Below are 24,272 nucleotides of genomic sequence, written 5' to 3'. Positions count from 1 at the left end.
TATGAAGGCGCTGCCGGTCAGCGCCTTTATGGGTCAACTCCTCACAGGAGCCGATTGTGAAAGACTTACTTAAGTTTCTGAAAGCACAACATAAGACCGAAGAATTTGATTCGATCAAAATCGGTCTTGCCTCACCTGACATGATTCGCTCATGGTCGTTTGGTGAAGTGAAAAAGCCAGAAACCATTAACTACCGTACCTTTAAGCCTGAACGTGACGGTTTGTTCTGTGCACGTATCTTTGGCCCGGTCAAAGACTATGAGTGTCTTTGCGGTAAGTACAAGCGCCTCAAGCACCGCGGCGTCATTTGTGAAAAATGTGGCGTTGAAGTTACTCAGACCAAAGTACGCCGTGAGCGTATGGGTCACATTGAGCTGGCTTCTCCTGTTGCCCACATTTGGTTCCTGAAGTCGCTGCCATCGCGCATCGGCTTGCTGATGGACATGCCACTGCGTGACATCGAGCGCGTGCTTTACTTTGAGTCGTACATTGTTATCGAACCAGGCATGACCAACCTAGAGCGTGGTCAGATGATGTCTGAGGAACAATACCTAGACGCACTCGAAGAGTGGGGCGACGAATTTGACGCGCGCATGGGCGCTGAAGCAGTCAAAGCACTGCTGGCGAACATGGATCTGTCGGTTGAGACAGAACAAATGCGTGAGCAGCTCGAAGAGACCAATTCTGAGACCAAGCGTAAGAAGATCACCAAGCGTTTGAAGCTGGTTGAATCCTTCTTGCAATCAGGTAACAACCCTGAATGGATGATCCTGACCGTGCTGCCTGTGTTGCCGCCGGATCTACGTCCATTGGTGCCGTTGGATGGTGGCCGCTTTGCGACATCAGATCTTAACGACCTGTATCGCCGCGTGATCAACCGTAACAACCGTTTGAAGCGCCTGCTTGATCTTGCAGCCCCAGACATCATCGTGCGCAACGAAAAGCGCATGCTGCAAGAGTCTGTGGATGCGATGCTGGATAACGGCCGTCGTGGTCGTGCGATCACCGGTTCGAATAAGCGTCCGCTGAAATCGCTGGCTGACATGATCAAAGGTAAGCAGGGTCGTTTCCGTCAGAACCTGCTGGGTAAACGTGTTGATTACTCTGGCCGTTCGGTGATTACCGTGGGTCCATACTTGCGCCTGCATCAGTGTGGTCTGCCAAAGAAAATGGCACTCGAGCTGTTTAAACCGTTTATCTACGGCAAGCTTGAGACCCGTGGTCTGGCGACCACCATCAAAGCCGCCAAGAAGATGGTTGAGCGCGAAGAAGCTGTGGTATGGGATATCTTGGATGAAGTCATCCGTGAACACCCTGTCCTGCTGAACCGTGCACCAACGCTTCACCGTTTGGGTATCCAAGCGTTTGAACCTGTGCTTATCGAAGGTAAAGCGATTCAGCTACACCCATTGGTGTGTGCAGCCTATAACGCTGACTTCGATGGTGACCAGATGGCTGTTCACGTACCGCTGACGCTGGAAGCCCAGCTCGAAGCGCGTGCGTTGATGATGTCGACCAACAACATCCTATCGCCAGCATCCGGTGATCCTATCATCGTACCGTCTCAGGACGTGGTATTGGGTCTTTATTACATGACCCGTGAGAAGGTGAACGGCAAAGGCGAAGGCATGTACCTGGCAGGTCCAGGCGAAGCTGAAAAAGTTTACCGTACCGGTCATGCTGAACTGCATAGCCGTGTAAAAGTGCGCATCAAGCAAATCGATATCGATGAGATGGGCGCTCGCACTGAGAAAGTAGAGCTAGTCGATACCACAGTTGGCCGTGCCATGCTGTGGACCATCGTGCCGGAAGGCCTGTCATTTGACTTGGTTAACCAGCCGCTGGGCAAAAAGCAAATCTCTAACTTGCTCAACACCTGTTACCGTAAGTTGGGTCTGAAAGATACGGTTATCTTTGCTGACCAAATCATGTACACAGGTTTTGCTTACTCAGCGCTATCGGGCACCTCTGTAGGTATCGACGACATGGTGATCCCACAAGCGAAATACGATCTGATTGAAGCGGCTGAGAGTGAAGTTGCGGAAATCCAAGAGCAATTCCAGTCGGGTCTGGTGACCGCTGGTGAGCGCTATAACAAAGTGATCGATATTTGGGCGGCGGCGAACGAGCAAGTCGCGAAAGCCATGATGGATAATCTGTCTAACGAGACAGTGATTAACCGTGACGGTGAAGAAGAGACGCAAAGCTCGTTCAACAGCGTATACATGATGGCCGATTCAGGCGCACGTGGTTCTGCTGCACAGATCCGTCAGCTCGCTGGTATGCGTGGTCTGATGGCGAAACCGGATGGCTCGATCATCGAAACGCCAATCACCGCGAACTTCCGTGAAGGTCTGAACGTACTTCAGTACTTTATTTCCACGCACGGTGCGCGTAAAGGTCTCGCGGATACCGCATTGAAGACGGCGAACTCAGGTTACCTGACGCGTCGTCTGGTTGACGTTGCCCAAGACGTGGTAGTGACCGAAACCGATTGTGGTACCGAAGGCGGTATCCACATGATGGCGGTTATCGAAGGCGGTGACGTAAAAGAAGCGCTGCGTGAGCGTGTGCTGGGCCGTGTGGTGGCCGAAGATGTGCTCAAGCCGGGTACAGAAGAAGTGCTGGCACCACGCAATACTCTGTTGGACGAGAAATGGTGTGACATCCTTGAGCACCACTCTGTCGACAAGGTCAAAGTGCGCTCTGTCGTGACCTGTGAAACTGACTTTGGTTGCTGCGCGAACTGTTACGGGCGTGACTTGGCACGTGGTCACTTGGTTAACCACGGTGAATCTGTGGGCGTTATCGCCGCTCAGTCTATCGGTGAGCCAGGTACACAGCTGACCATGCGTACCTTCCACATCGGTGGTGCGGCATCGCGTGCAGCAGCAGAAAACAACATCCAGGTGAAGAACAAAGGTTCTATGCACCTGCACAATGCCAAGTCTGTGACTAACAGCGATGGTAAGCTAGTGATTACCTCGCGTGCCACAGAAATGACCATTGTGGATGAGTTTGGCCGTACCAAAGAGAGCTACAAAGTTCCTTACGGTGCCATGCTTGGTAAGCAAGACGGTGAAGCCGTTGAAGCCGGCGACGTGGTGGCTAACTGGGACCCACACACCATGCCAATCATCACTGAGGTAGAAGGTAGCCTTCGCTTCGTAGATATGATTGATGGTGCGACTATGCAGCGTCAAACGGACGAGCTAACTGGTCTGTCTTCTATTGTGGTTATGGATGCGTCTGAGCGCCCATCATCCGGTAAAGACAAGCGTCCTGCAGTGAAGTTGGTGGATGCTCAAGGCAACGACGTGATGGTACCTGGCACTGATATGCCGGTTCAGTACTTCTTGCCAGGTAAAGCGATTGTTCAACTGGACGATGGTGCAAGCGTTGGTATTGGTGACACCCTTGCTCGTATCCCGCAAGAAAGCGGCGGTACCAAGGATATTACTGGTGGTCTACCACGTGTTGCTGACCTGTTTGAAGCACGTAAGCCAAAAGAGCCTGCTATCTTGGCAGAGATCACAGGTACTGTTTCCTTCGGTAAAGAAACCAAAGGTAAGCGCCGCCTGATTATCACGCCAGAAGAAGGTAAAGCTTACGAAGAGATGATTCCAAAATGGCGTCAGCTTAACGTATTCGAAGGTGAAAAAGTCGAGAAAGGTGATGTGATCGCAGACGGTCCTGAATCACCACACGACATTCTGCGCTTGCGTGGCATTCACGCGGTTGCAGAATACATCACTAACGAAGTCCAAGACGTTTACCGTCTGCAGGGCGTTAAGATCAACGATAAGCACATCGAGACCATCGTGCGTCAGATGCTGCGTAAGGTGACCATTAAGTCTGCCGGTGATACAGAGTTCTTGGAAGGCGAGCAGGTGGAATACTCACGTGTGATGATTGCTAACCGCGATCTGGAAGCGGAAGGCAAGCAGCCGGCGACCTTTGGTCGTGATCTGCTGGGTATCACCAAAGCCTCGTTGGCGACTGAGTCATTCATCTCAGCGGCATCGTTCCAGGAAACGACGCGCGTGCTAACTGAAGCAGCCGTGGCCGGTAAGCGTGATGACTTGCGTGGTCTGAAAGAGAACGTGATTGTGGGTCGTCTGATCCCAGCCGGTACTGGCTTCGCGTATCACAAAGATCGCCAAGCGAAACGTGCCGAGCCAGAGCAGCCTGTGGCACCACAGGTCGATGCTGAGCAAGCCTCGCAAGATCTTGCTGCACTGCTAAATGCAGGTCTGAACGACGACAGCTAAGCGTGGAAGCGTTGATAACATCAACGCCCACAGCGAAATAAAAAGGCACCTCTTCGGAGGTGCCTTTTGTTTATCTGGCGTGTGGGGTTGTCAGTGATGACAGCAACAAAAAAGCCGCCCAGGTTGGCGGCGTTATACGGCTAAACGGTAGGTTGAGTTACGCACCGGGTGGATGAGCAAGGCTGTCAGCAATGACGCGAATCAGGGTATCTTCTAACTCAAAACGCTGCTCTAGCCACTCACCAATCGCAGACATGTCTTGGTCGAAATCCGTGGCGTCATAATCATCATCGTCGAGGTCGACCGCGCTAAACTTATCGTTGTAGTCCAACAGTGGATCAGTCGTGTCGACAATACGGAAATAGAGATTGTCCGTCTCTTTGGTGGCAGAGAAGCCTGTCGACTGCCAACGTTCCATGACCATATTATAAATTTTGAAGTGACCGGTGGAGATGTAATCGACTAGGTAGTCACAGAAGCGGTCAAGCTCCGCTTTGGTTGGCAAGGTTTGCTTCTTTTTCGCGGCCACGCCAGCCACATTGTAATATTCCACCAACAGTTGGCGACGTAGCTCGAGCCAGTAATCGATAACCTCGTCGTAACCGCTCCATTGTGCTTTGGTTCGTTCGAGTTGTCTCAGCATGATCGGTATCCTCGTGATCGACCAGCGAATGAATGGCACTATATAAGGCCGGCTGAAAATTAACGGGCTGCTCAATCCTTTGCATCACGTTATAAAGCTAGATTGCCAGTATTCAAGTATAGCTGCAAGGCTAAGGAAGTGACCATGTCTCAGAATCAACAAGCCGTCTATGTGTGCGCGATGACCAAGGGCAAACTTTGGCTACCAGAGGATGAGCTGCCATGTATCCCCTTGTCGCACTTGCCCTTTTCCGGCGGTGATATGGTGACTGTCGGTCACTATCAGCAGCTGCCTGTAGTCGGGGTATTTAATTGTAACCCGGTGCTTCCGGATGATGAGATGGCCGGTTTACGAGACTTACTCCCCAGCCTGTCAGCCGACTTGTTTGCATTAGTGGGGCGTGTGGTTCAGCTCGATTATATGCGCCAGCAGCAAGCCTATTGTGGTCGCTGTGGTCAGCGTACGGAGTTTGACGCTCAGGCGGTAGCGATGCGGTGTGCCAACTGTCAGCGTCACGATTATCCGCGTGTGTCGCCTTGTGTGATTGTGGCGGTACGTGATGATAAGCGGTTACTACTCGCACAACATCCAAGGCATAAAACGGGGATGTACACCGTGATTGCTGGGTTCGTCGAGCCCGGAGAAACACTCGAACAGTGTGTGGCGCGTGAGGTCGAGGAAGAGACAGGCATTCGTGTTAAAAATATCCGTTATATGGATAGCCAGCCTTGGGCGTTTCCCTCCAATCTGATGATGGGCTTCTTGGCGGACTATGCGGACGGTCAGCTAAGGCCAGATTATGAGGAATTGACGGATGCACAATGGTTTGACTGCGACGCCCTACCGCCAGTCGCGCCTAAAGGCACCATTGCTCGACGTCTTATTGAGGCCAGCTGCACCTTGGCACAGGCATAAAAAAACCCGGCCGTAGGGGAGCCGGGGTAAGATGCGAACATATCTTTTATGAATACGGCTGCCAACATCAGTCGCCTATTAAAAAGTTACCCGATTACATTGTTTGAAAAATAAACTTTACCCAACAAGAGAGTCGACAATGTGAACGATGTTTGCATGTGAGATCTTCAACAATTATGCTTTCCTCCCAATTTTGTTGTTTGGAGGTATCAATGAAAAAGTGGCAATGCCTAGTTTGTGACTGGATTTATGATGAAGCTAAAGGATGGCCCGACGAGGGGATAGAGCCGGGTACGGCTTGGGAAGATGTCCCAGAAGACTTTGTTTGCCCAGACTGTGGCGTAGGCAAAGAGGACTTTGAGATGGTTGAGATTGGCTAACCAGTGTTCGGCAATAACGTTTAATGGATTAGGAGGTTTCGGCATGAGCACTAGTGAAGCGCCGATCGTGATCGTTGGTACCGGTCTAGCTGGTTATACGCTTGCTCGGGAAATTCGAAAGTATGACAAAAGCACATCGATACTAATGATTACTGCCGACGATGGTAAAAGCTACTCCAAGCCAATACTTTCAACCGGCTTCCAAAAAGAAAAGACACCAGATGAGTTAGTTCAGTTCCAGGCAGATGTAATGGCTGAGCGGTTAGACGTCGAGTTGTTAACTCGATCATGTGTGACGGGCATTGATTCCGAGTCGAAACAGGTTCTACTTGATGATGAGCGTGTGAGTTATAACCGTTTGATTCTTGCCTGCGGGGCAAGTGCTATTCGTCTGAATCTTAGCGGCGATGGTCTCAAGCATGTATACTCTATCAATAACTTAATGGATTATAGAGCTTTCCGACATGCGCTCGTAGGCGTGGATAGAGTCGCTATAATGGGGGCAGGGTTAATCGGTTGTGAGTTCGCCAATGATCTACGAAGTGGCGGTTACAATGTCAATGTGATAGCGCCTAGCGAGAGTGTTATGCCGGGATTGTTGCCACCGATAGTAGGAGATCGTGTTATTCAGAGCCTCCGTGACGAGGGGGTTTGTTTTCATCTTGGAGTAGTTGTAGAGCGCATTGATGAGACAAGTGACGGACTCTCTCTTTACTTAAATAGTGGTGAAATACTCGAAGTCGATCGTGTGATTTCGGCCGTGGGCTTGCGACCCAATACTGCTATTGCTGCGGAAGCGGGACTGGATGTTGCTCATGGTATTTGTGTCAATCGTCGATTGGAGACAAGCCTACCAGATATCTATGCACTCGGAGATTGTGCTGAGGTTGATGGCCATGTATTGCCTTACGTTCAACCATTGATGAGCTGCGCGCGTGCGCTAGCGAAAACCTTGACTGGAGAGCCTACCGATATCTCATATGGCGCGATGCCAGTAATGGTAAAAACACCTTGTTGTCCCACAGCTGCTTATCCACCCCCAGCCGATGTACACGGGAGCTGGCATGTCGAGCGAGCGAGTGAAGATATCAAGGCGTTATTTCGAGGAGATGATGACAAGCTTCTAGGGTTTGCCATTACGGGAGAGTTCATGAATGAGAAGCAAGCTCTGACGAAAGAACTGCCACCAATTCATAACTAACTGATATTATTGATTGATATTATTCGTCACCGATAAGCTGCGAATGCTAGGCACAAAATCGAGCTATCTCGATTTTATGCCTAGCATAGACTCAAAGTGAGTTAATAGAAAATGGTTAAGGGAGAGCACCTTCGATCAAGGTACTCGGGTCGAGGATAAACTAAAATTCTCTCTGTTCAAGTCTATATCCTATACTTATTTTAATGAGGACTTTGCGACCTCTATTGCTGGTTGACCTTTGGTAGTTTTAATACCTTCAAGCCATGTGTTTAAGGTTTTGGGATGTTTAGCTAGCCACGCTCTGGCAGCGGCTTCGGGTTTCTGTCCGTCGTCAAGTATCATTGTCATCACCTCGTTTTCCATGGTAAGTGTAAATTGGATATTATCTATGAAGCGGCCAGCGTTAGGGCATTCCTTTGTGAAGTTTTTCCTCGTATTGGTATGTACCGTGGCTCCGCCATAATTAGGGCCAAAATAATCATCTCCGCCATCAAGGTATGCCAGATCGAAGCGGGCATTCATCGGATGAGGCTCCCACCCTAGGAAAACGATCCAATCGCCTCGCTTCACGGCGCGACTGACCTGAGAAAGCATTCCCGCTTCAGAAGAGGATACGAGTTCGAAGTCCTTAAGCCCAAAAGCATTTTTATCGATCATAGATTGAATGAGGCGATTACCATCATTGCCAGGCTCAATACCGTAAATATTCTCTTCAAATTTATCAGCATACTCGGAGATGTCTTTGAAATTGGTCACTCCTGCATCGTAGACATATTGAGGCACTGATAATGTATATTTGGCACCATCAAGGTTTTTACCTAGCAAGTCTATAGAGTTCGCATCGCGGTAAGGCGCAATATCAGCCTCCATTGTTGGCATCCAGTTGCCAAGAAAAACGTCAACGTCTCCATTTGCTAATGACTTCAAAGTTACTGGAATGGTAAGTAGCTTACTCTCAGTTTTATAGCCGATGCTATCTAGAACTACTGAGGCCAATGCAGTCGTAGCAGTAATGTCTGTCCAGCCTACATCAGCAAAACTAATGGTCTCACATCGTTCAGGCTGGGCTAGCGCGCCGTTACTTACCAACATACTCATAGCAATAATCGAACGTAATTTCATAATGCTTTCCTTTCCATGTGTATTATTAAAATAAAGAGGCGCAGGGCCTAATCCCTCAATGGGAAGTCAGCAATGGCTATCCATGTGTGATGGGATATCCTAACCCACACATACAGATTTTTTTGAGTGCACAATTTTATTGTGGCTCTTTTTCAATATCTTAAATTTGCTGACTTGTAACAATTTCGAACCCTATATGCTCTAGCGGTTGTTTGCAAGTTATTCACCGAGCTCTTCATCAATGACTATTAAAATGGTTGGTTGTCGGTGCGTGTTTATAATGCTTTCGTATCGACTGCTTTCTATCGAGATATGGATAGTAGCTTTAAGTGAAGGTGACCATATTCAAGGTGGTAAAATTTGTCTATATGTCGTTTTTAGTCAATTGCTTTTTATGTGCCTTACCGAGTCTTATGATTTTAATCGACAATATTTTGCCCGTAATAACCATATATCTTTGGATTGAGTGTCGTTTTTAATCATGCTCTTTCGTGTGGCATCTTTATAATTCCCTTTTCTATTAAATAGTGAGAGGTAAAACATGTCACAGAGTCAAACCAGTTGGGATGAGCAGATCCCTGAGCAGGCACTTACACTTCCTTCACGCTACTTTTATGACCGAACTATCTTTGAAGCCGAGAGAGACCGCATTTTCATGGGGGCGTGGCACTTTGGCTGTCACGTTAATGAACTGTCCGAGCCAGGTGCATATGTTGTGCGCGACATATTTGATCAGAGTGTGATTCTGATGCGCGATAAGGCAGGGGATATTCATGGATTTCACAATGTTTGTCAGCATCGAGGAAATCGCCTACTCAATGAAACTCGAGGTGTGCAAAAAGGTTTAATTCGCTGTGCCTATCACTCGTGGTGCTATGGTCAAAACGGCGCGCTTAAAGGGGCTCCTCGTAGCCAGAATATTCCAACGTTCAATATTGACGAGCATCGGATTCCGCCCGTGCGTGTGCAAGAGTTTGCAGGCTCTGTCTTCTTCAATTTAGACAGTAATGCAATTGATATGGAGACGCTTTTTCCCGATGCGGAAGCCGCAATTCGTCAGTCAATTCCTAAGATGGATGAAATGAAGCTGGTCCAAGAGGATGATGTAATTATTCCAGCGAACTGGAAAGTCATCATGGATAACTCTATTGAAGGATACCATTTTCAGTTATCCGGCCCGCATCACGTTGACCTAGCCTCATTAATTGATTTCTCGGAATACAATTTAGTTCATAAGGATAACTGGTGGACGTATTCAGCTCCTGCTAACAGAGAAGCCAAATCAGCATATGGCGTGCCTGTTGATAGCGATATTGATGCAAGTGATTTCTTCAATATAGGTCTTTGGCCTCATAACACCTTTTATCAATTTCCTTACTCAAAGTGTATGGGCACGTTTATGATGATTCCTTTGGATGAGGAGCACACGATCTTACGCTTTGGTTATTATACACCATACGATGAACTCCCTGAGGTATCGCGTGCGGCAATTGACTGGATGAATAATGACCTTGGTCCAGAAGACATTGATCTTAATATTTCGGTTCAGAAAGGCCTTCACTCTCTGGGTTATGATCAGGGGCGCTATATGATTGATAGTGAGCGCAGTAATGAAAGTGAGCATTTAGTTTTACACTTTCATCGGCTCGTTTTCCGAGCTCTTCATGGCATTAATCAGTCACACCAGTAAAAAGGGACGAACGCGCTATGCGCAATGAGTTTGAATATGACTACATCATTGTCGGTGCAGGTTCGGCTGGCTGCGTTCTTGCTGACCGACTCACGGAAGATGGCAAAAATAAAGTTTTACTGTTGGAAGCGGGGCCATGTGATAAATCTTGGAAAATCGATATGCCAGCTGCTATGGGAGCTGCAATTGATTCTGATCGTTTTAATTGGCATTACTGGTCGGGACCAGAGCCTTGGCTTAACCAGCGGTCCGTTGCTACACCTAGAGGAAAAGCCTTAGGAGGCTCGTCGTCCATTAATGGTATGGTCTATATTAGGGGGCATGCGCTTGATTATGATACCTGGTCCGCGAGTGGATGTGATGGTTGGAGCTATCGAGAAGTCTTGCCTTATTTCATGCGCGCGGAATGTCATGAGTTGGGCGCAGATCATTACCACGGTGACCGTGGGCCCTTAAAAGTTAGCGCAGGACAACCACATGACCCTCTCTCTCAGGCTTTTCTCGCTGCTGGAGAGCAGGCGGGATATGTGTTGTCTGATGATGTCAACGGTTATTGTCAAGAAGGTTTCGGACGAGTCGACAAGACGACTTGGCAGGGGCGTCGCTGGAGTACTGCGAGAGGATACTTAAGACGTGCTAGCCAACGGAACAACTTGACCGTTATCACAGGTGCGCTTGCGGAGAGAGTATTAGTTTCAAAGGGACGTGCGGTTGGTATTCGTTACCAGCGAAGTGGCGAGTCCCACGAAATAATGGCCAAGCGTGAAGTGTTACTTTGTGGTGGTGCAATCAACACACCGCAACTGCTAATGTTGTCTGGTATTGGACCGAAAGAAGAGTTAGCACGTTGGTCAATTCCTGTTCAGTGCTCACTGGAAGGTGTTGGTCGCCGACTAAGTGATCATCCTGATACGGTTATCGCTTACCGATGCCCCAAGCCGGTATCCAATGCCCCTTGGACACGATTCCCTCTCAAAGCATGGACGGGTCTGCGCTGGTTCGCTCAAAAAACGGGTCTGGCAGCGAGCAATCAGTTCGAGGCTGGTGCTTTTATCCGCTCGCGAAAAGGGGTTCAGTACCCTGATATTCAACTTACATTTATGTCGCTGGCGGTTAAACCGGGAACCGTAGATACGTTAAAAGAACACGCCTTTCAAATACATATCGATCTCATGCGGCCAACAAGTCTGGGCCGAGTACGCTTAAATAGCAAGGATCCAGCAGACGCACCAGAGATTGTTTTTAACTATTTAAGTACTGAGCGTGATCGCGCAGATATGCGCTCGGCCGTCAGACTCGTACGTGAATTAGTATCGCAGCCGGCATTTGATGTCTTTAGAGGAAAAGAGATATCACCTGGCGTCGAATATCAAAGTGATGATGAGTTAGATAATTGGGCACGCCAAACGACCGAAACCGGTTATCATGCGGCAGGTACTTGTAAAATGGGAGGGGCGGAAGATCACGAAGCGGTTGTTGATCCTAACCTTCGAGTTTATGGCGTTGAAGGCTTGCGTGTGGTTGACGCTTCCATTATGCCAGTGATTGTAAGCGGGAATACGAATGCCCCCACGATCATGATTGCTGAAAAAGCTGCAGATCTAATTCTAGGCCGTCCTCCTTTACCTCTATCAGACGCACCTACTTGGGTTCACCCAGAATGGCAGAATAAACAGCGTTAGCTGTAAAGCCCATTTGCGTAAGCGTATATTTTTAAAACAGGTTACAATGGTGAGTTGACATGTCTTTTACATTTCAGGAATGGCAGGCTCGAGCTGCCGAAATTCGCGTTAATGGAAATGCTTGGATAGATGGCGTTCGTTGCCCTTCTAGCGATGGTACGACACTACCTACTATTAACCCAATGACAGAGCAACCATTAGCTCAGATTGCCGCGACCAGTACTCAAGATGTTGATCACGCGGTTGCTTCAGCTAGAGATGCTTTTGAAAGGCGGCTATGGTCTGGACTTGCTCCAAGTGAACGTCGCGCAATTATGAAAAATATTGCTCAAACAATCCGAGAACATCAACAAGAGCTGGCGCTATTAGATTGCTTGGAAGTAGGAAAATGTATTAGCGAAGCTTTAGAAGATGTCGAAGAGTCAGCGGTTTTGTTTGATTGGTATGGTGAGTTGCAAGATAAACACTACGATCAAGTCGCTGCTTCTCCTGATGGCGTGCAGGCGACCGTCTCTTACGAGCCATTAGGCGTTATTGGTGCTATCGTTCCTTGGAATTATCCTTTACATAATGCCTCGGTAAAACTCGCGCCAGCATTAGCGGGTGGGAATAGTGTGGTACTCAAGCCATCTGAGGAGTCTTCTTTGTCAGCATTGCGGCTAGCGGAGCTTTGTGAGGAGGCAGGATTACCCCGCGGAGTACTTCATGTTTTACCTGGATATGGTCACGTTACCGGCGAGGCATTAGGTCGTCATCCAGATATTGACGCTATCGGGTTTACTGGTTCAACAGAAATAGGAAAACGATTCCTAGTGTACGCTGGTGAGTCCAACATGAAACCCGTTTGGCTCGAATGTGGCGGTAAGAGTCCTCATATCGTTTTTGACGACTGCGCAGATCTTGATGCAGCAGCAGACGCGGTTATTTCAGGCGTTTTTACCAACGCGGGACAAGTATGCTCTGCGCATTCTCGACTTTTACTTCAAGACGGTATAGCCGAAGAGTTTCTCACCTTACTTCAAAAAAAAATTAAGCAATTGATCCCTGGTCATCCACTAAACCCTGACACAAATCTTGGACCTATCGTGAGCAGGTCGCAATTTGAACAAGTCATAGACTATCTAACGGTGGGAAAGCATGAGGCAAACTTGCTAGTCGGTGGTGATGTGGGCACTGTAGGTGAGGGCTCTCTTTTTGTCATGCCCACCATTTTTACCGAGGTAGAAGCGAAGCATCGAATCTTCCAAGAAGAGATATTTGGCCCGGTTTTGACAGTTACGCGCTTTCAAAAGGATATGGATTCAGTGGCTTTAGCGAATAATAGTTGCTACGGCCTAGCTGCCTCTCTATGGACGCAACGACTTAGCCGAGCTCACCGTCTTTGCGACTTAATTCAAGCAGGGACGATTACAGTTAACGGTGTTGATGCGGTTAGTCCACAAACGACCTTTGGAGGTATGAAACAGTCAGGGATTGGTAGAGACTATGGTCTGGCTGGTATGCACAAATATATGGCGTTGAAAACACGCTGGATTCATTATTAATGATTAAGGACAGCACAATGATATTGAATCAGGAGGGTACTTTAGGAACATTGCGTGAGCAGCTAGCATGTGTGTTTCGCTGGATGGCGCGTTTAGACTTGCATGAGGCAGCAGCGAACCACTGTAGCGTGATGACCAACTACCGAGAAAAAAAATTTTTGATAAATCCTGCCGGTAGGCATTTTTCCGAGATAAAAGCGAGTGATTTACTCGAAGTTGCGGCAAACACGGAAGCTGAACCTGCTAATATAGATCCTACAGCGTGGGCGATACATGGTGCAATGCATCGGCAAAATAGAGATGTAGGCTGCATCCTACATTGCCACAGTCTTTATGCTACTGCTTTAGCTTGTCTTGATAACCCAGAGCTTCCTCCGATTGAGCAGAGTTCTATGCGTTTCTTTGAACGATTTAGCGTTGATCACGACTTTGAGGGGATGGGGCTGGGCGATGAAGCAGAACGTTTAGCTGCTATGGCTGATAATCGAAAACAGATCCTATTACTCGGTAATCATGGTGTCATTGCTATCGGCCCGGACGTGGCAACCGCTTTCGATAACCTCTACTATTTTGAGCGAGCCTGCCGTTATTATTTAGTGGCTCGTGCCAGTGGTTTGCCGTTATCCCCTGTTTCTAAAGAGGTGGCGCGACTTACAGCAGAGCAGTGGGATGACTATATAAAAATGGGCTCACCGCAGGCGCACCTTGCTGCTTTGATGCGAGTCCTTGATCGGGAAGAAAGCGATTACCGGAGCTAAATAACGGATGCCTCTAAAAAGCTCTACTCATCGTATTGGTATATTGCTGTTTCCTGAGTTTTCTTTTTCTGGTCTCGGCTGTCTTTTGGATCCGCTTTTTATTGTTAATTGGTTGGCGCAAGAAACGCGCTTCGAATGGAATCTTTTAGGTATTGAGCCTACTGTTCCGGCCTCAAACGGTGTTCCCATTGCAGTTGAAACAGAGTGGCCCGCGCCGAGCGAGTTCGATACTGTATTTGTAGTAGCCAGTTTTGAAACTAAGGCTTTTCGTAGCGATCGACAGATCAGTATGTGGTTGAGACATTGTGATACAGCGGGCGTTAGGCTTGTCGGTATAGAAATGGGCGTCGATGTTCTCGCCGCAGCAGGATTACTGGATGGACATAGAGCCGCAGTGCACTGGGATAATCTTGAGGCTTTTCAAGAGCTTTACCCAAAAATTGAACCAGTCAGCGAGCTATATAACCTATCAGGGGATCGCATGACCTGTGCTGGGGGAACGGCTGTAATAGACATGATGCTGGCCTGGCTGGTGACGAAAATTGAAGTAGCGTTGGTTGATACATTACGAGACCATCTACTTGAGCGGCGTCAGCGCCGTAGTGATGCGAAGCAGCTTTCCCATGCGCCAGAACATCACGTGGCTACTTCAGCTCAGATGCGGCGTCTAGTCAGAATGATGCACCAGACACTTGAGTCACCTTTAAATGCAAAAGCGCTGGCTGAGTTTGTTGGACTATCGGTTCGCCAGCTAGAGCGACGCTTCCGAAAAGAAGTTGGTCTCTCTCCAAAACAGTATTATCTAAAGCTTCGAATTAATCGGGCTCATCGTCTTCTACAGCAAACTGACTTGAGTGTTTCAGATGTAGCCGTGAGTAGCGGCTTTACCTCGCAGGAGCACTTTTCAAGAACTTATCGCCGATTTTTCGATTGTGCACCTAGTGAAGATAGGATTCAATCGCGCGATGCTCCTGTGTTTCCAGTCAGTCGAATGTGGGCCGAGAAAGGATCGTGTTGAGGCCTTACTATGGGATGCGAAGGTCAATATTTTTCAAGTAAGTGATGACTATTTCCATCCAGGGCTGATGACCGTACTAAATTTTTACATTGCTTCTTAGGAGCTAATAAAGTAAAGCCTGACGCTTGATTGAAGCCAGCTGCACCTTGGCACAGGCATAAAAAAACCCGGCCGTAGGGGAGCCGGGGTAAGATGCGAACATGTTGTCTTTCGTAGACCTATTGTCGTTATAGGTTGGTTGTAACATGTGGTTAAATGATCAGCAATCCTTTGCCGTTCCTAGGTGACAGTTTTATGATCCTGTTAACAAAGCTTAGCTGTTGTTGCTGTCGCACAGTGATACAATGAGCGCCACTATTCGCATACAGGTTTAACACAATGACCGAATTAAAAAACGATCGTTATTTACGCGCCCTCTACAAGCAACCAGTCGATTGCACGCCGGTATGGATGATGCGTCAAGCGGGTCGTTATCTGCCGGAGTATCGTGAACTGCGCGCGCAAGCGGGGGACTTTTTGTCATTGTGTAAAAACGCCGAGCTGGCTTGCGAAGTCACCATGCAGCCACTGCGTCGTTTCGATTTAGATGCGGCGATCTTGTTCTCAGACATCCTCACCATTCCTGATGCGATGGGGCTCGGGCTGTACTTTGAAACGGGCGAGGGCCCCAAGTTTTCCCGCCCCATCACCTGTAAAGCTGATGTGGATAAAATTGGCATGCCCGATCCCGAAGGGGAGTTGCAGTATGTGATGAACGCTGTGCGTACCATCCGTCGCGAGTTAAATGGTGACGTGCCCTTGATTGGTTTTTCGGGAAGTCCGTGGACGCTGGCGACCTACATGGTCGAAGGTGGCACTTCAAAAGCCTTTACCAAAATCAAAAAGATGATGTATGCCGAGCCTCAAACGCTGCATGCCTTGCTCGATAAACTTGCCGATAGCGTGATCAGCTATTTGAATGCCCAAATTAAAGCCGGCGCTCAGTCGGTCATGGTGTTTGATACCTGGGGGGGCGTGCTCACGCCACGCGACTATAACGACTTTTCTTTGCAGTATATGCAGAAAATCGTGGATGGTCTTATTCGCGAAAACGACGGTCGTCGTGTTCCAGTGACGCTGTTTACCAAAAATGCCGGCATGTGGTTAGAGCGTATTGCGGCCACAGGGTGTGACGGTGTGGGGCTTGATTGGACCATTAACATCGCGGATGCCAAAGCGCGAATTGGCGACAAAGTGGCGCTGCAAGGCAATATGGATCCATCAATGCTCTATGCGAGCCCAGAACGCATTCGCCAAGAAGTTTCCACCATCTTAGAAGGATTTGGAGAAGGCACGGGCCATGTGTTTAACCTTGGACATGGCATTCATTTGGATGTGCCGCCAGAAAACGCAGGTGCCTTCATTGATGCGGTGCATGAACTCTCGCGTCCTTACCACGATTAAGAACAACGCTCGCCAACTGGCGAGCGTTGTTCTTTTTAGCCTCAATCGTATAAAGCCTGCTGAACGTGATAGCGCATGGCGGGCACCACCTCCTCTTCAAACCACGGATTGCGACGTAACCACAAGGTGTTTCTGGGGGAAGGGTGAGGCAGCGCAAAGGTGTGAGGCGCCCACTTTTGCCAGTGCTTGACGGTCTCGGTCAATGTTTTTGGTTTATTGGCTAAATAGTACCGCTGTGCATATTGTCCAATCAGCAAGGTCACCGCAACGTGAGGAAGATGCGCTTTGATTGCCTGGTGCCAAACAGGCGCGCAGATACGTGCCGGTGGCAAATCGCCCGATTGACCTTTGCCGGGATAACAAAAACCCATGGGCATGATGGCAAATAAATCTGGCTGGTAAAACTGCTCGCGAGTGACCCCCAGCCATTCCCGCAAACGATCACCACTAGGGTCATTAAATGGCAGCCCACTCTCATGCACACGTTGTCCTGGTGCTTGGCCGATAATCAGTACTCGCGCGTTAGCACTGGCTTGGATAACAGGGCGAGGTCCATCGGGTAGCCAGTGTTGGCATAACCGACACGCTCGGGCCGCGGCTAAAGCCGTGTCTAAATCCTCGAAAAGCATCTAGTAACCTTTGTCAAAATCGACTGAGTGCATGAGCGGTTCGCCTGCATGCCAGCGGCGATAGTTATCGGCAAATAGCGCAAACACCTGCTCAGGAAAACTGACCGCCGCAATATGGGGAGTCACTCTCACGTTGGGGTGTGTCCAAAAGGGATGCTGCTTCGGCAGTGGCTCTTGTTGCATTACATCCAAGACCGCCAAGCCGAGTTTTTTGTTATCTAACGCGTGGAGCAGGGCGGCCTCATCCAAGGTGGCACCCCGTCCAACGTTGATGAATATGAGGTTTTGTGCCTGTCGCCAAAAATCCGCATTCAAACATTTATCCGTCTCAGGCGTGGCGGGCAAGGTACTGACCAGCACATCCACCTTGTCTAAGCGTTGCTCTAATGCTGGCAGTGTCAGAGTGTGATCAAAACTATCGACGGGCCGCCCATCTTGGTTGACGCCAAGTACGGTCATGCCAAAGGCGTGTGCGACGGTCGCGATATGCTGGCCAATCGCCCCTGTGCCTAAGAGGGCGAGCGTTTGTCTTCGCAACGACTGATAGGGCTGAGGCTGCCAGCAACGCTGTGCTTGCTGTTCGGCATACTGGCTTATATGCCGGCTTTCATTGAGCACAAACCCGAAGACATATTCGGCCATCAATGCGCCGAAAATACCTCGCACATTGGTGAGCTGATAGTCGCGGAAAGGGGCTTTAATCAGGACATCGGTACCGGCAAAGGTCGACTGAAGCCAACGCAATGCCTTGGCGTTGGGTAATAGCGGGGCCGCAAGCGGCGGATCGGCCAACCAGATACTGGCCTCCTCTGCGGATGAGGTGATAGCGAGATCGGGAAGTTGAGCCGTTTCAAGCAACTGGTGATACGTCTCGACATGCTCGCTGATAACGTAGATTTTATCCACAAAGGCTCCTTTTTATGGTGAGGGGAATCAAGTACACTGGCCGCATTCCATGAGGACAACATACCTTCCCGTTATTAAAGACTCACTGACTATGTTACGAAACCCTTTACAACTGCGTTTGGAAAAATGTGAAAACTGGCAGCACATTAGTTTTATGGCTGCGCTGGTGGAACGTATGGTCCCTAACTATGCGCTCTACTGTGCCCAAACTGAATTTGCCGACCCGCAAGCGTTTCGCAATATTCTCGATGCGGTATGGGAATCGCAGACGGTTAAAAGTGCCAAAATTGACTTCGAACGGCAATTGGAAAAGCTAGAGCCATTAATTCCGGTCGCTGATGAGGATGCCATTTATCTGACTTATCCGGCGATTGATGCCTGCATCGCCTTGTCTCAGCTTCTTCACGCCTTGTTGGATCGTGATGAAATACTCCCTATTACCCTGAAAGTCTCTCAGCAATCTATCCACAGCGTAGCGCAGCTAGAAGAAGCGCAGACCGGTGAGGCGGTGACGGATGAGAATCAAAAGATGTTTGAAGCGGTTTGCGAAGAGTGGGATGCCCAATGGGCGATTTTCCGTGTGCTAAAAAGTGCGGAAAGCCGTGATGTGGAGATGATCAAAAGCATCCGCCAAGAGCTGCGTGAGGCGGGCGTCAGTAACCTTGGATTAGGTGTCGAGTAAGCACGCGTCACCCGATAAAAAGGCGGCGCGAGCCGCCTTTTCTGATCATGACTCATCCGTATGTCGCTGGACCGGTGGTTCATCGTCATCTTGGCTTTCAATCATGTTGTGCTGCTTCTTCCAAGCATCCCAACGTTGATACGCGAGCTGTTGCATATCAGTGACCGTGTCCGCCTCATCGATAATTTCTCGCCCGGTTAAGTACTCAAACACATCCTCCAAGGTGATAATACCTTGCACCGTGCCATATTCATCGACAATCATCGCCAACTGGGCGCGGCGGATCATTAAGATATCAAACGCTTGCAAAACACTGTTCCCGGGAAGGATCACCGCGAGGGGGCGCATAAGATTGCCTATCGGCGTTTGGCCAGCGCCTTGGGTTTTGGCTTCATAGATATTGGACTTGTGGACAAAGCCTAGAATATCGTCACGCTGCTCACCGTAAACCAGCGGGCGAGAGAACGGGCAGTCACCGTGCTCGGCAAGGAAGGTATTTACATCCATCTCGGCAGGAGTACGAAATAGGACCGGGCGTGGAGTCATCAGTTGCGTGGCGGGAAGGTCCCTCAGCTTCAACATGTTATGAAGCATTTGTGTTTCGTCTTCCCCCATTTCCCCACTTTCTGATGCCAGCATTGCCATCGCTGAGATTTCATCACGTAGTTTGACATGGGTGGTATCCGCGCTAAGCCGCTTGGTGATCTGCTCAGACAGCCAAACGAATGGCGTCAGCGCCCACACCATCCACTTGAGTACCAGTGCCGCGCCAGGGGCTAATTGGGGCCAGAAGTTGGCGCCAATGGTTTTGGGAATGATTTCTGAGAGAAGTAGAATGGCAAGCGTCAATACGGCGGAGAATACGCCGACCCACGCGTCACCAAACACGTGAGCCGCTTGCGCCCCCGCGCCGGCTGCCCCCACCGTATGTGCAATGGTGTTGAGGGTCAGAATCGAGGCCAAGGGGCGATCAATATCCTTTTTAAGCGCATTGAGGCGCTCGGCCGCAGGGTGCCCTTGGTGGCGCAGGTTCGCAATGTAGCTGGGTGTGATACTGAGCAGTACCGCCTCAAGTACGGAGCAAATGAAGGAGACGCCAATCGAAAGCGAGATAAAAAGAACCAGAATGAGCATAGATTTCCGGAGTTAAAAGCCAATCAACACCCTAAAGATCAGGCCATTGGCGGGCTTTTACAACCATTCAACTGAGAAAAAACGCAACAAATTGTGAGATCGCGCTCAGTTTGTGGTTAAAGAGCCTCCATACAGCCACACTCATCGCCACAAACCTTTGCCAGCCGGGCTTCTTTTGAATTAGAGTGACTTCGTCTCTAAAAAACCTAGAAGGGAAGACATAATGAACAAGACCCAACTGATCGACCTGATCGCAGAAAAAGCGGACCTTTCAAAAGCACAAGCGAAAACAGCTTTGGAAGCGACTTTGGGCGGTATTGAAGGCGCCTTGAAAGAAGGCGAGCAGGTACAACTGATTGGCTTCGGTACGTTTAAGCTTAACCACCGTGCAGCACGCACCGGTCGTAACCCACAAACGGGTCAAGAAATTCAAATCGCTGCTGCAAACGTCCCTGCGTTTGTCGCAGGTAAAGCGTTAAAAGACGCTGTTAAGTAAGCACGCATGCTGATGTCGCCATAGCCTCCCGCTATGGCGTTTTTATCTCTGAGCCCGCCATGCGCTTTCACCTCTGTATACTTGCCTTAGTGATGGCACTGACAGGCTGTTCTAGTGGTAAGCCGCCAAAGCCCGTCACTCATACCACCGCATTCGCCGCGGGCGATTATCGCGCCGTTTATTGGCTAGATAGCCAACAGGGGCAGGTTATCGGCTTAGCGGAGAGAGCGTGGCAAGGCGATTACGGCCAGTACCGCAGCGAATATGCTTGGCGAGCGGGTAGTCTGCGTGCGTTAAAGCGTGAAGGAAAAAAGCGGGTCGATAACCGCTTGGTGCCCTTTTCGATGCACGTACGGTTTGACGCCAATGGTGAGCCGGTGTTCCAGCGCTATCATCAAGGTGATGCGCTGTTGCCTTTAGACAGTGCGACGTTATCCCGCTTGTATCAAGAAGCGAATCACATTGAGCGCCAAGCGCAGGCGCAATTAGCCAACAATGTCTCGGTGCTGCAAGCGCAGCGACAAGGTGAACATTGGGTTGATTGCGACGGCGATCGTCAGCGTTGGGCATTGCCCGAGACGATGACACCGTCTTTGGTGCAACGTATTAACCAGCCTGGCACCTTTGTGATTGCGGGAGGCAGCCCTAGTATCGGTCGCGACCAGATAGACTTTTTGGTGCATGTCGAGGGGGAAAAGCGTTGTTTACAGCGCCCTCGCTTATTGGATGAATAAAAAATGCGCCAACAGGGCGCATTTTTTAAATCATGTTGCGACAATTATGCCGTTTGCTCGCGGGAAACGGCGCGGTGGGCGATGTCATTGCGGTAGAAGCAACCTGGCCAATGAATCAAGGCCGCGAGCGCGTCAGCCCCTTGTTTTGCCGTAGTAACATTCTCACCTAATGCGGTCGCACAGAGCACACGTCCGCCAGCGGTCACGATATCACCGTCTTTCAGCGCGGTACCGGCATGAAACACTTTGGCCGTCTCACTATCGGTGGGTAAACCCGTGATGCGATCGCCTTTTCGATACTCACCTGGATAGCCGCCAGCGGCTAAGACCACACCCACGGCTGCACGCGGATCCCAGTGGGACTCGACCTTATCAAGACGCCCTTCGCTACCTGCCAAGCAAAGCGCAACCAAGTCTGATTGCAAGCGCATCATAATCGGCTGGGTTTCCGGATCGCCAAAGCGACAGTTAAACTCAATCACTTTTGGCTTGCCATCGGCGGTAATCATGAGTCCCGCGTACAAAAAGCCGGTGTAAGGGGTGCCGTCTTGATGCATTCCCTCTACGGTGGGCATAATCACTTCATCCATCACGCGTTGATGAATTGCATCGGTCACCACAGGCGCAGGCGAGTATGCGCCCATCCCGCCGGTATTGAGGCCAGTATCGCCCTCTCCAACCCGTTTGTGGTCTTGGCTGGTGGCCATGGGGAGCACATGCTCACCATCGACCATGACGATAAAGCTTGCTTCTTCACCTTGCAGGAATTCCTCGATGACCACGCGGTGGCCGGCTTCACCAAACGCATTGCCTGAGAGCATATCGCGCACCGCCTCGGTGGCTTCTTGCTCGGTCATCGCCACAATGACCCCTTTCCCGGCGGCCAAGCCATCGGCTTTGACCACAATGGGCGCACCTTTTTCCGCGATGTAGGCTAGCGCGGGCTCAACCGTCGAAAAGGTTTGGTAGGCGGCAGTGGGAATGCCGTGACGCGCCAAAAAGTCTTTGCTGAAGGCTTTGGAGCCTTCAAGTTGCGCTGCTGCTTGGGTGGGGCCAAAAATGGCCAAGCCGTGTTCACGGAAGGCATCGACCACGCCCAACACCAAGGGCGCTTCAGGGCCGACGATGGTTAAATCAATCTTCTGCTCGCGGGCAAAGGCCAGCAACCCCTCGACGTCATCAGCGGCGATGGCAATATTGCTGACTTTTTTCTCATGGGCGGTGCCGGCATTACCCGGTGCGCAGTAAACGGTGTCGACGTTCGATGACTGCGCGGCTTTCCACGCTAGGGCATGTTCGCGGCCACCGCCACCAATTACTAAAACCTTCATGTTTTCTCCTTCATCACCCACTTAGTGGCGGAAATGGCGCATACCGGTAAAGACCATCGCCATGCCATGCTCATTGGCGGCGGCAATCACTTCTTCATCACGCATCGAGCCACCTGGTTGGATCACGCAGGTGATCCCGGCTTTTGCCGCAGCATCAATGCCGTCACGGAAAGGGAAGAAAGCATCAGAGGCCATCACGCTACCGGCCACTTCGAGCTGCTCATCGGCCGCTTTGATGCCGGCTATTTTTGCCGAGTAGACGCGGCTCATTTGGCCGGCGCCCACGCCAATGGTCATGCTGTCTTTGGCATACACAATCGCGTTTGATTTCACGTATTTTGCTACTTTCCAGCAAAATAGCGCATCGCTTAGCTCTTTGTCTGTGGGCTGACGCTCAGTGACAATACGCAAATCGTCTAAACCGACCATGCCTTGGTCGCGGGCTTGGACTAACAAGCCACCATTGACGCGCTTGCTATCCCACCCTGTGGTGCGCGCTTGCCATTGGCCACACTCGAGAAGACGGACGTTTTTCTTAGCCGCAACCACCGCTTTGGCGGCGTCACTGACGCGAGGTGCGATGATCACTTCAACAAATTGACGTTCAACAATGGCGTGTGCCGTGTCGCCGTCCAGCTCACGGTTAAAGGCAATAATGCCGCCAAATGCTGAGGTCGGATCGGTTTGATACGCACGCTGATAGGCACTGAGTAAGTCTTCGCCAATGGCGACGCCACAGGGGTTGGCGTGTTTTACAATCACACAGGCAGGCTGTTCAAACTCTTTCACGCACTCTAATGCCGCATCGGTGTCAGCGATATTGTTATAAGACAGCGCCTTGCCCTGTAGCTGGGTCGCCGTCGCCACCGAGGCCTCTTGCGGTTGGGCTTCAGTATAAAACGCGCCTGCCTGATGGCTGTTCTCGCCATAGCGCATGTCTTGCTTTTTGACCCAGTGTTGGGTCAGGGTACGTGGGAATGGCGAGTCTTGGCTGTCTTCGGCGTGATGGTAGGCAGGCACTTGGGTGCCAAAGTAATTCGCAATCATGGCATCGTAGGCCGCGGTGTGCTCAAACGCGGCAATCGCTAAATCAAAGCGCGTGGCATGTGTCAAAGACTGCTGGTGCTGATCCATCTCGGTGAGCACGCGATCATAATCTTGGCTGTTCACCACAATGGTGACGTCGGCATGGTTTTTCGCCGCTGAGCGCACCATGGTCGGGCCGCCAATATCGATATTCTCGATGGCTTGCTCGCGTGTGCAATCTGGGTTGGCAACGGTTTGTGCGAACGGGTAGAGATTCACCACCACCATATCAATCGGTGCGATCTGATGCTGTTCCATCACCGCATCGTCTTGACCGCGTCGGCCCAAAATGCCGCCGTGAATTTTCGGGTGGAGGGTTTTCACACGACCATCCATCATTTCGGGGAAACCGGTATGATCGGACACTTCGGTGACCGCAAGGCCGTTTTCTGCGAGTAAACGGGCCGTGCCGCCGGTCGATAGCAGTTCGACACCGCGTTGGGCGAGTGCTTGGGCAAACTCGACCACACCGGTTTTATCAGACACGCTCAGTAACGCGCGACGAATAGGACGCAGATTTTCCATGGCTTAGTTCTCTTCACTGACAGATTGAATGCTTATCAAAGCTCACTATGTATAACAACAGGGGTGAGCTTTATTAAACCGG

20 protein-coding genes are annotated in these 24,272 nt (G+C 50.1%); 13 read left to right on the top strand and 7 right to left on the bottom strand.

Annotated features, from left to right (window positions below; all coding sequences use genetic code 11):
* The first annotated feature begins 56 nt into the window (after positions 1–56).
* The gene (rpoC, locus tag BGL48_RS04570) at positions 57–4,271 is read left to right on the top strand and encodes a DNA-directed RNA polymerase subunit beta' (protein ID WP_069361558.1); all 4,215 of its coding nucleotides are present in this window, start codon (positions 57–59) and stop codon (positions 4,269–4,271) included.
* A gap of 157 nt (positions 4,272–4,428) precedes the next feature.
* Here rpoC and BGL48_RS04565 read toward each other — a convergent pair whose 3' ends face one another.
* Positions 4,429–4,914 carry an Rsd/AlgQ family anti-sigma factor gene (locus BGL48_RS04565; protein WP_069361557.1) on the bottom strand — a complete coding sequence of 162 codons (486 nt, stop codon included), beginning with the start codon at positions 4,912–4,914 and terminating at the stop codon, positions 4,429–4,431.
* A 144-nt stretch (positions 4,915–5,058) separates the two neighbouring features.
* Here BGL48_RS04565 and nudC point away from each other — a divergent pair, with 144 nt between their 5' ends.
* From nudC to BGL48_RS04550, 3 genes are all read left to right on the top strand, one after another.
* Positions 5,059–5,829 (top strand): NAD(+) diphosphatase, encoded by a 771-nt coding sequence (gene nudC, locus BGL48_RS04560; RefSeq protein WP_069361556.1) that lies wholly within the window; start codon positions 5,059–5,061, stop codon positions 5,827–5,829.
* 212 nt (positions 5,830–6,041) lie between these two features.
* Positions 6,042–6,209 (top strand): rubredoxin, encoded by a 168-nt coding sequence (locus BGL48_RS04555; protein ID WP_069361555.1) that lies wholly within the window; start codon positions 6,042–6,044, stop codon positions 6,207–6,209.
* 43 nt (positions 6,210–6,252) lie between these two features.
* Positions 6,253–7,410, top strand: coding sequence for an FAD-dependent oxidoreductase (locus tag BGL48_RS04550; RefSeq protein ID WP_069361554.1), 1,158 nt, complete (start codon positions 6,253–6,255; stop codon positions 7,408–7,410).
* A 195-nt stretch (positions 7,411–7,605) separates the two neighbouring features.
* On the opposite strand, the gene BGL48_RS04545 is transcribed toward BGL48_RS04550, so the two are convergent.
* Complete coding sequence (locus tag BGL48_RS04545; RefSeq protein ID WP_069361553.1) at positions 7,606–8,532, bottom strand: choline ABC transporter substrate-binding protein; 927 nt, start codon at positions 8,530–8,532, stop codon at positions 7,606–7,608.
* Between the two features lie 541 nt (positions 8,533–9,073).
* On the opposite strand from BGL48_RS04545, the gene BGL48_RS04540 reads away from it, so the two are divergent.
* The 6 genes from BGL48_RS04540 to hemE all read left to right on the top strand — a co-directional run bounded on the left by BGL48_RS04540 (position 9,074) and on the right by hemE (position 16,667).
* Positions 9,074–10,222 carry an aromatic ring-hydroxylating oxygenase subunit alpha gene (locus BGL48_RS04540; protein ID WP_069361552.1) on the top strand — a complete coding sequence of 383 codons (1,149 nt, stop codon included), beginning with the start codon at positions 9,074–9,076 and terminating at the stop codon, positions 10,220–10,222.
* 17 nt (positions 10,223–10,239) lie between these two features.
* Positions 10,240–11,904 carry a choline dehydrogenase gene (locus tag BGL48_RS04535; RefSeq protein WP_069361551.1) on the top strand — a complete coding sequence of 555 codons (1,665 nt, stop codon included), beginning with the start codon at positions 10,240–10,242 and terminating at the stop codon, positions 11,902–11,904.
* 59 nt (positions 11,905–11,963) lie between these two features.
* Positions 11,964–13,448 (top strand): aldehyde dehydrogenase family protein, encoded by a 1,485-nt coding sequence (locus BGL48_RS04530; protein ID WP_069361550.1) that lies wholly within the window; start codon positions 11,964–11,966, stop codon positions 13,446–13,448.
* Positions 13,449–13,465: 17 nt separating this feature from the next.
* On the top strand, positions 13,466–14,206 hold the full coding sequence (locus BGL48_RS04525) for a class II aldolase/adducin family protein (RefSeq protein WP_069361549.1): 741 nt from the start codon (positions 13,466–13,468) through the stop codon (positions 14,204–14,206).
* A gap of 7 nt (positions 14,207–14,213) precedes the next feature.
* Positions 14,214–15,224: a GlxA family transcriptional regulator gene (locus BGL48_RS04520; RefSeq protein WP_069361548.1), complete on the top strand. Its 1,011-nt coding sequence runs from the start codon at positions 14,214–14,216 to the stop codon at positions 15,222–15,224.
* 378 nt (positions 15,225–15,602) lie between these two features.
* A complete protein-coding gene (gene hemE, locus BGL48_RS04515) occupies positions 15,603–16,667 on the top strand; it encodes a uroporphyrinogen decarboxylase (protein WP_069361547.1) in 1,065 nt (354 codons plus the stop codon).
* 41 nt (positions 16,668–16,708) lie between these two features.
* Here the strand turns inward: hemE and BGL48_RS04510 are convergent, their stop codons facing one another.
* Together BGL48_RS04510 and BGL48_RS04505 are read right to left on the bottom strand one after the other, a co-directional pair.
* Positions 16,709–17,296, bottom strand: a complete 588-nt coding sequence (locus tag BGL48_RS04510) for a uracil-DNA glycosylase family protein (protein WP_069361546.1) — start codon at positions 17,294–17,296, stop codon at positions 16,709–16,711.
* Positions 17,297–18,202, bottom strand: a complete 906-nt coding sequence (locus tag BGL48_RS04505; protein ID WP_069361545.1) for a D-2-hydroxyacid dehydrogenase — start codon at positions 18,200–18,202, stop codon at positions 17,297–17,299.
* A gap of 91 nt (positions 18,203–18,293) precedes the next feature.
* Between BGL48_RS04505 and BGL48_RS04500 the strand changes: the two genes are divergently transcribed.
* Positions 18,294–18,884, top strand: a complete 591-nt coding sequence (locus tag BGL48_RS04500) for a YjaG family protein (RefSeq protein WP_069361544.1) — start codon at positions 18,294–18,296, stop codon at positions 18,882–18,884.
* 45 nt (positions 18,885–18,929) lie between these two features.
* Here the strand turns inward: BGL48_RS04500 and BGL48_RS04495 are convergent, their stop codons facing one another.
* On the bottom strand, positions 18,930–20,018 hold the full coding sequence (locus BGL48_RS04495; protein ID WP_069361543.1) for a CNNM domain-containing protein: 1,089 nt from the start codon (positions 20,016–20,018) through the stop codon (positions 18,930–18,932).
* A 223-nt stretch (positions 20,019–20,241) separates the two neighbouring features.
* Between BGL48_RS04495 and hupA the strand changes: the two genes are divergently transcribed.
* Both hupA and BGL48_RS04485 read left to right on the top strand, forming a co-directional pair.
* Positions 20,242–20,514 carry a nucleoid-associated protein HU-alpha gene (gene hupA / locus BGL48_RS04490; protein WP_046074522.1) on the top strand — a complete coding sequence of 91 codons (273 nt, stop codon included), beginning with the start codon at positions 20,242–20,244 and terminating at the stop codon, positions 20,512–20,514.
* A gap of 59 nt (positions 20,515–20,573) precedes the next feature.
* Positions 20,574–21,248 (top strand): DUF1481 domain-containing protein, encoded by a 675-nt coding sequence (locus tag BGL48_RS04485; protein WP_069361542.1) that lies wholly within the window; start codon positions 20,574–20,576, stop codon positions 21,246–21,248.
* Positions 21,249–21,292: 44 nt separating this feature from the next.
* On the opposite strand, the gene purD is transcribed toward BGL48_RS04485, so the two are convergent.
* The gene (gene purD, locus BGL48_RS04480; protein WP_069361541.1) at positions 21,293–22,579 is read right to left on the bottom strand and encodes a phosphoribosylamine--glycine ligase; all 1,287 of its coding nucleotides are present in this window, start codon (positions 22,577–22,579) and stop codon (positions 21,293–21,295) included.
* A 21-nt stretch (positions 22,580–22,600) separates the two neighbouring features.
* Positions 22,601–24,190, bottom strand: coding sequence for a bifunctional phosphoribosylaminoimidazolecarboxamide formyltransferase/IMP cyclohydrolase (purH, locus tag BGL48_RS04475; protein WP_069361540.1), 1,590 nt, complete (start codon positions 24,188–24,190; stop codon positions 22,601–22,603).
* Between the last annotated feature and the right edge of the window lie 82 nt (positions 24,191–24,272).

The sequence above is a fragment of the Salinivibrio sp. SS3 genome (assembly GCF_001722105.1).
GTDB lineage: Bacteria > Pseudomonadota > Gammaproteobacteria > Enterobacterales > Vibrionaceae > Salinivibrio > Salinivibrio kushneri.
The sequence above is the reverse complement of the archived record's forward strand: the minus strand, read 5'-3'. Positions and strand labels throughout refer to the sequence as shown.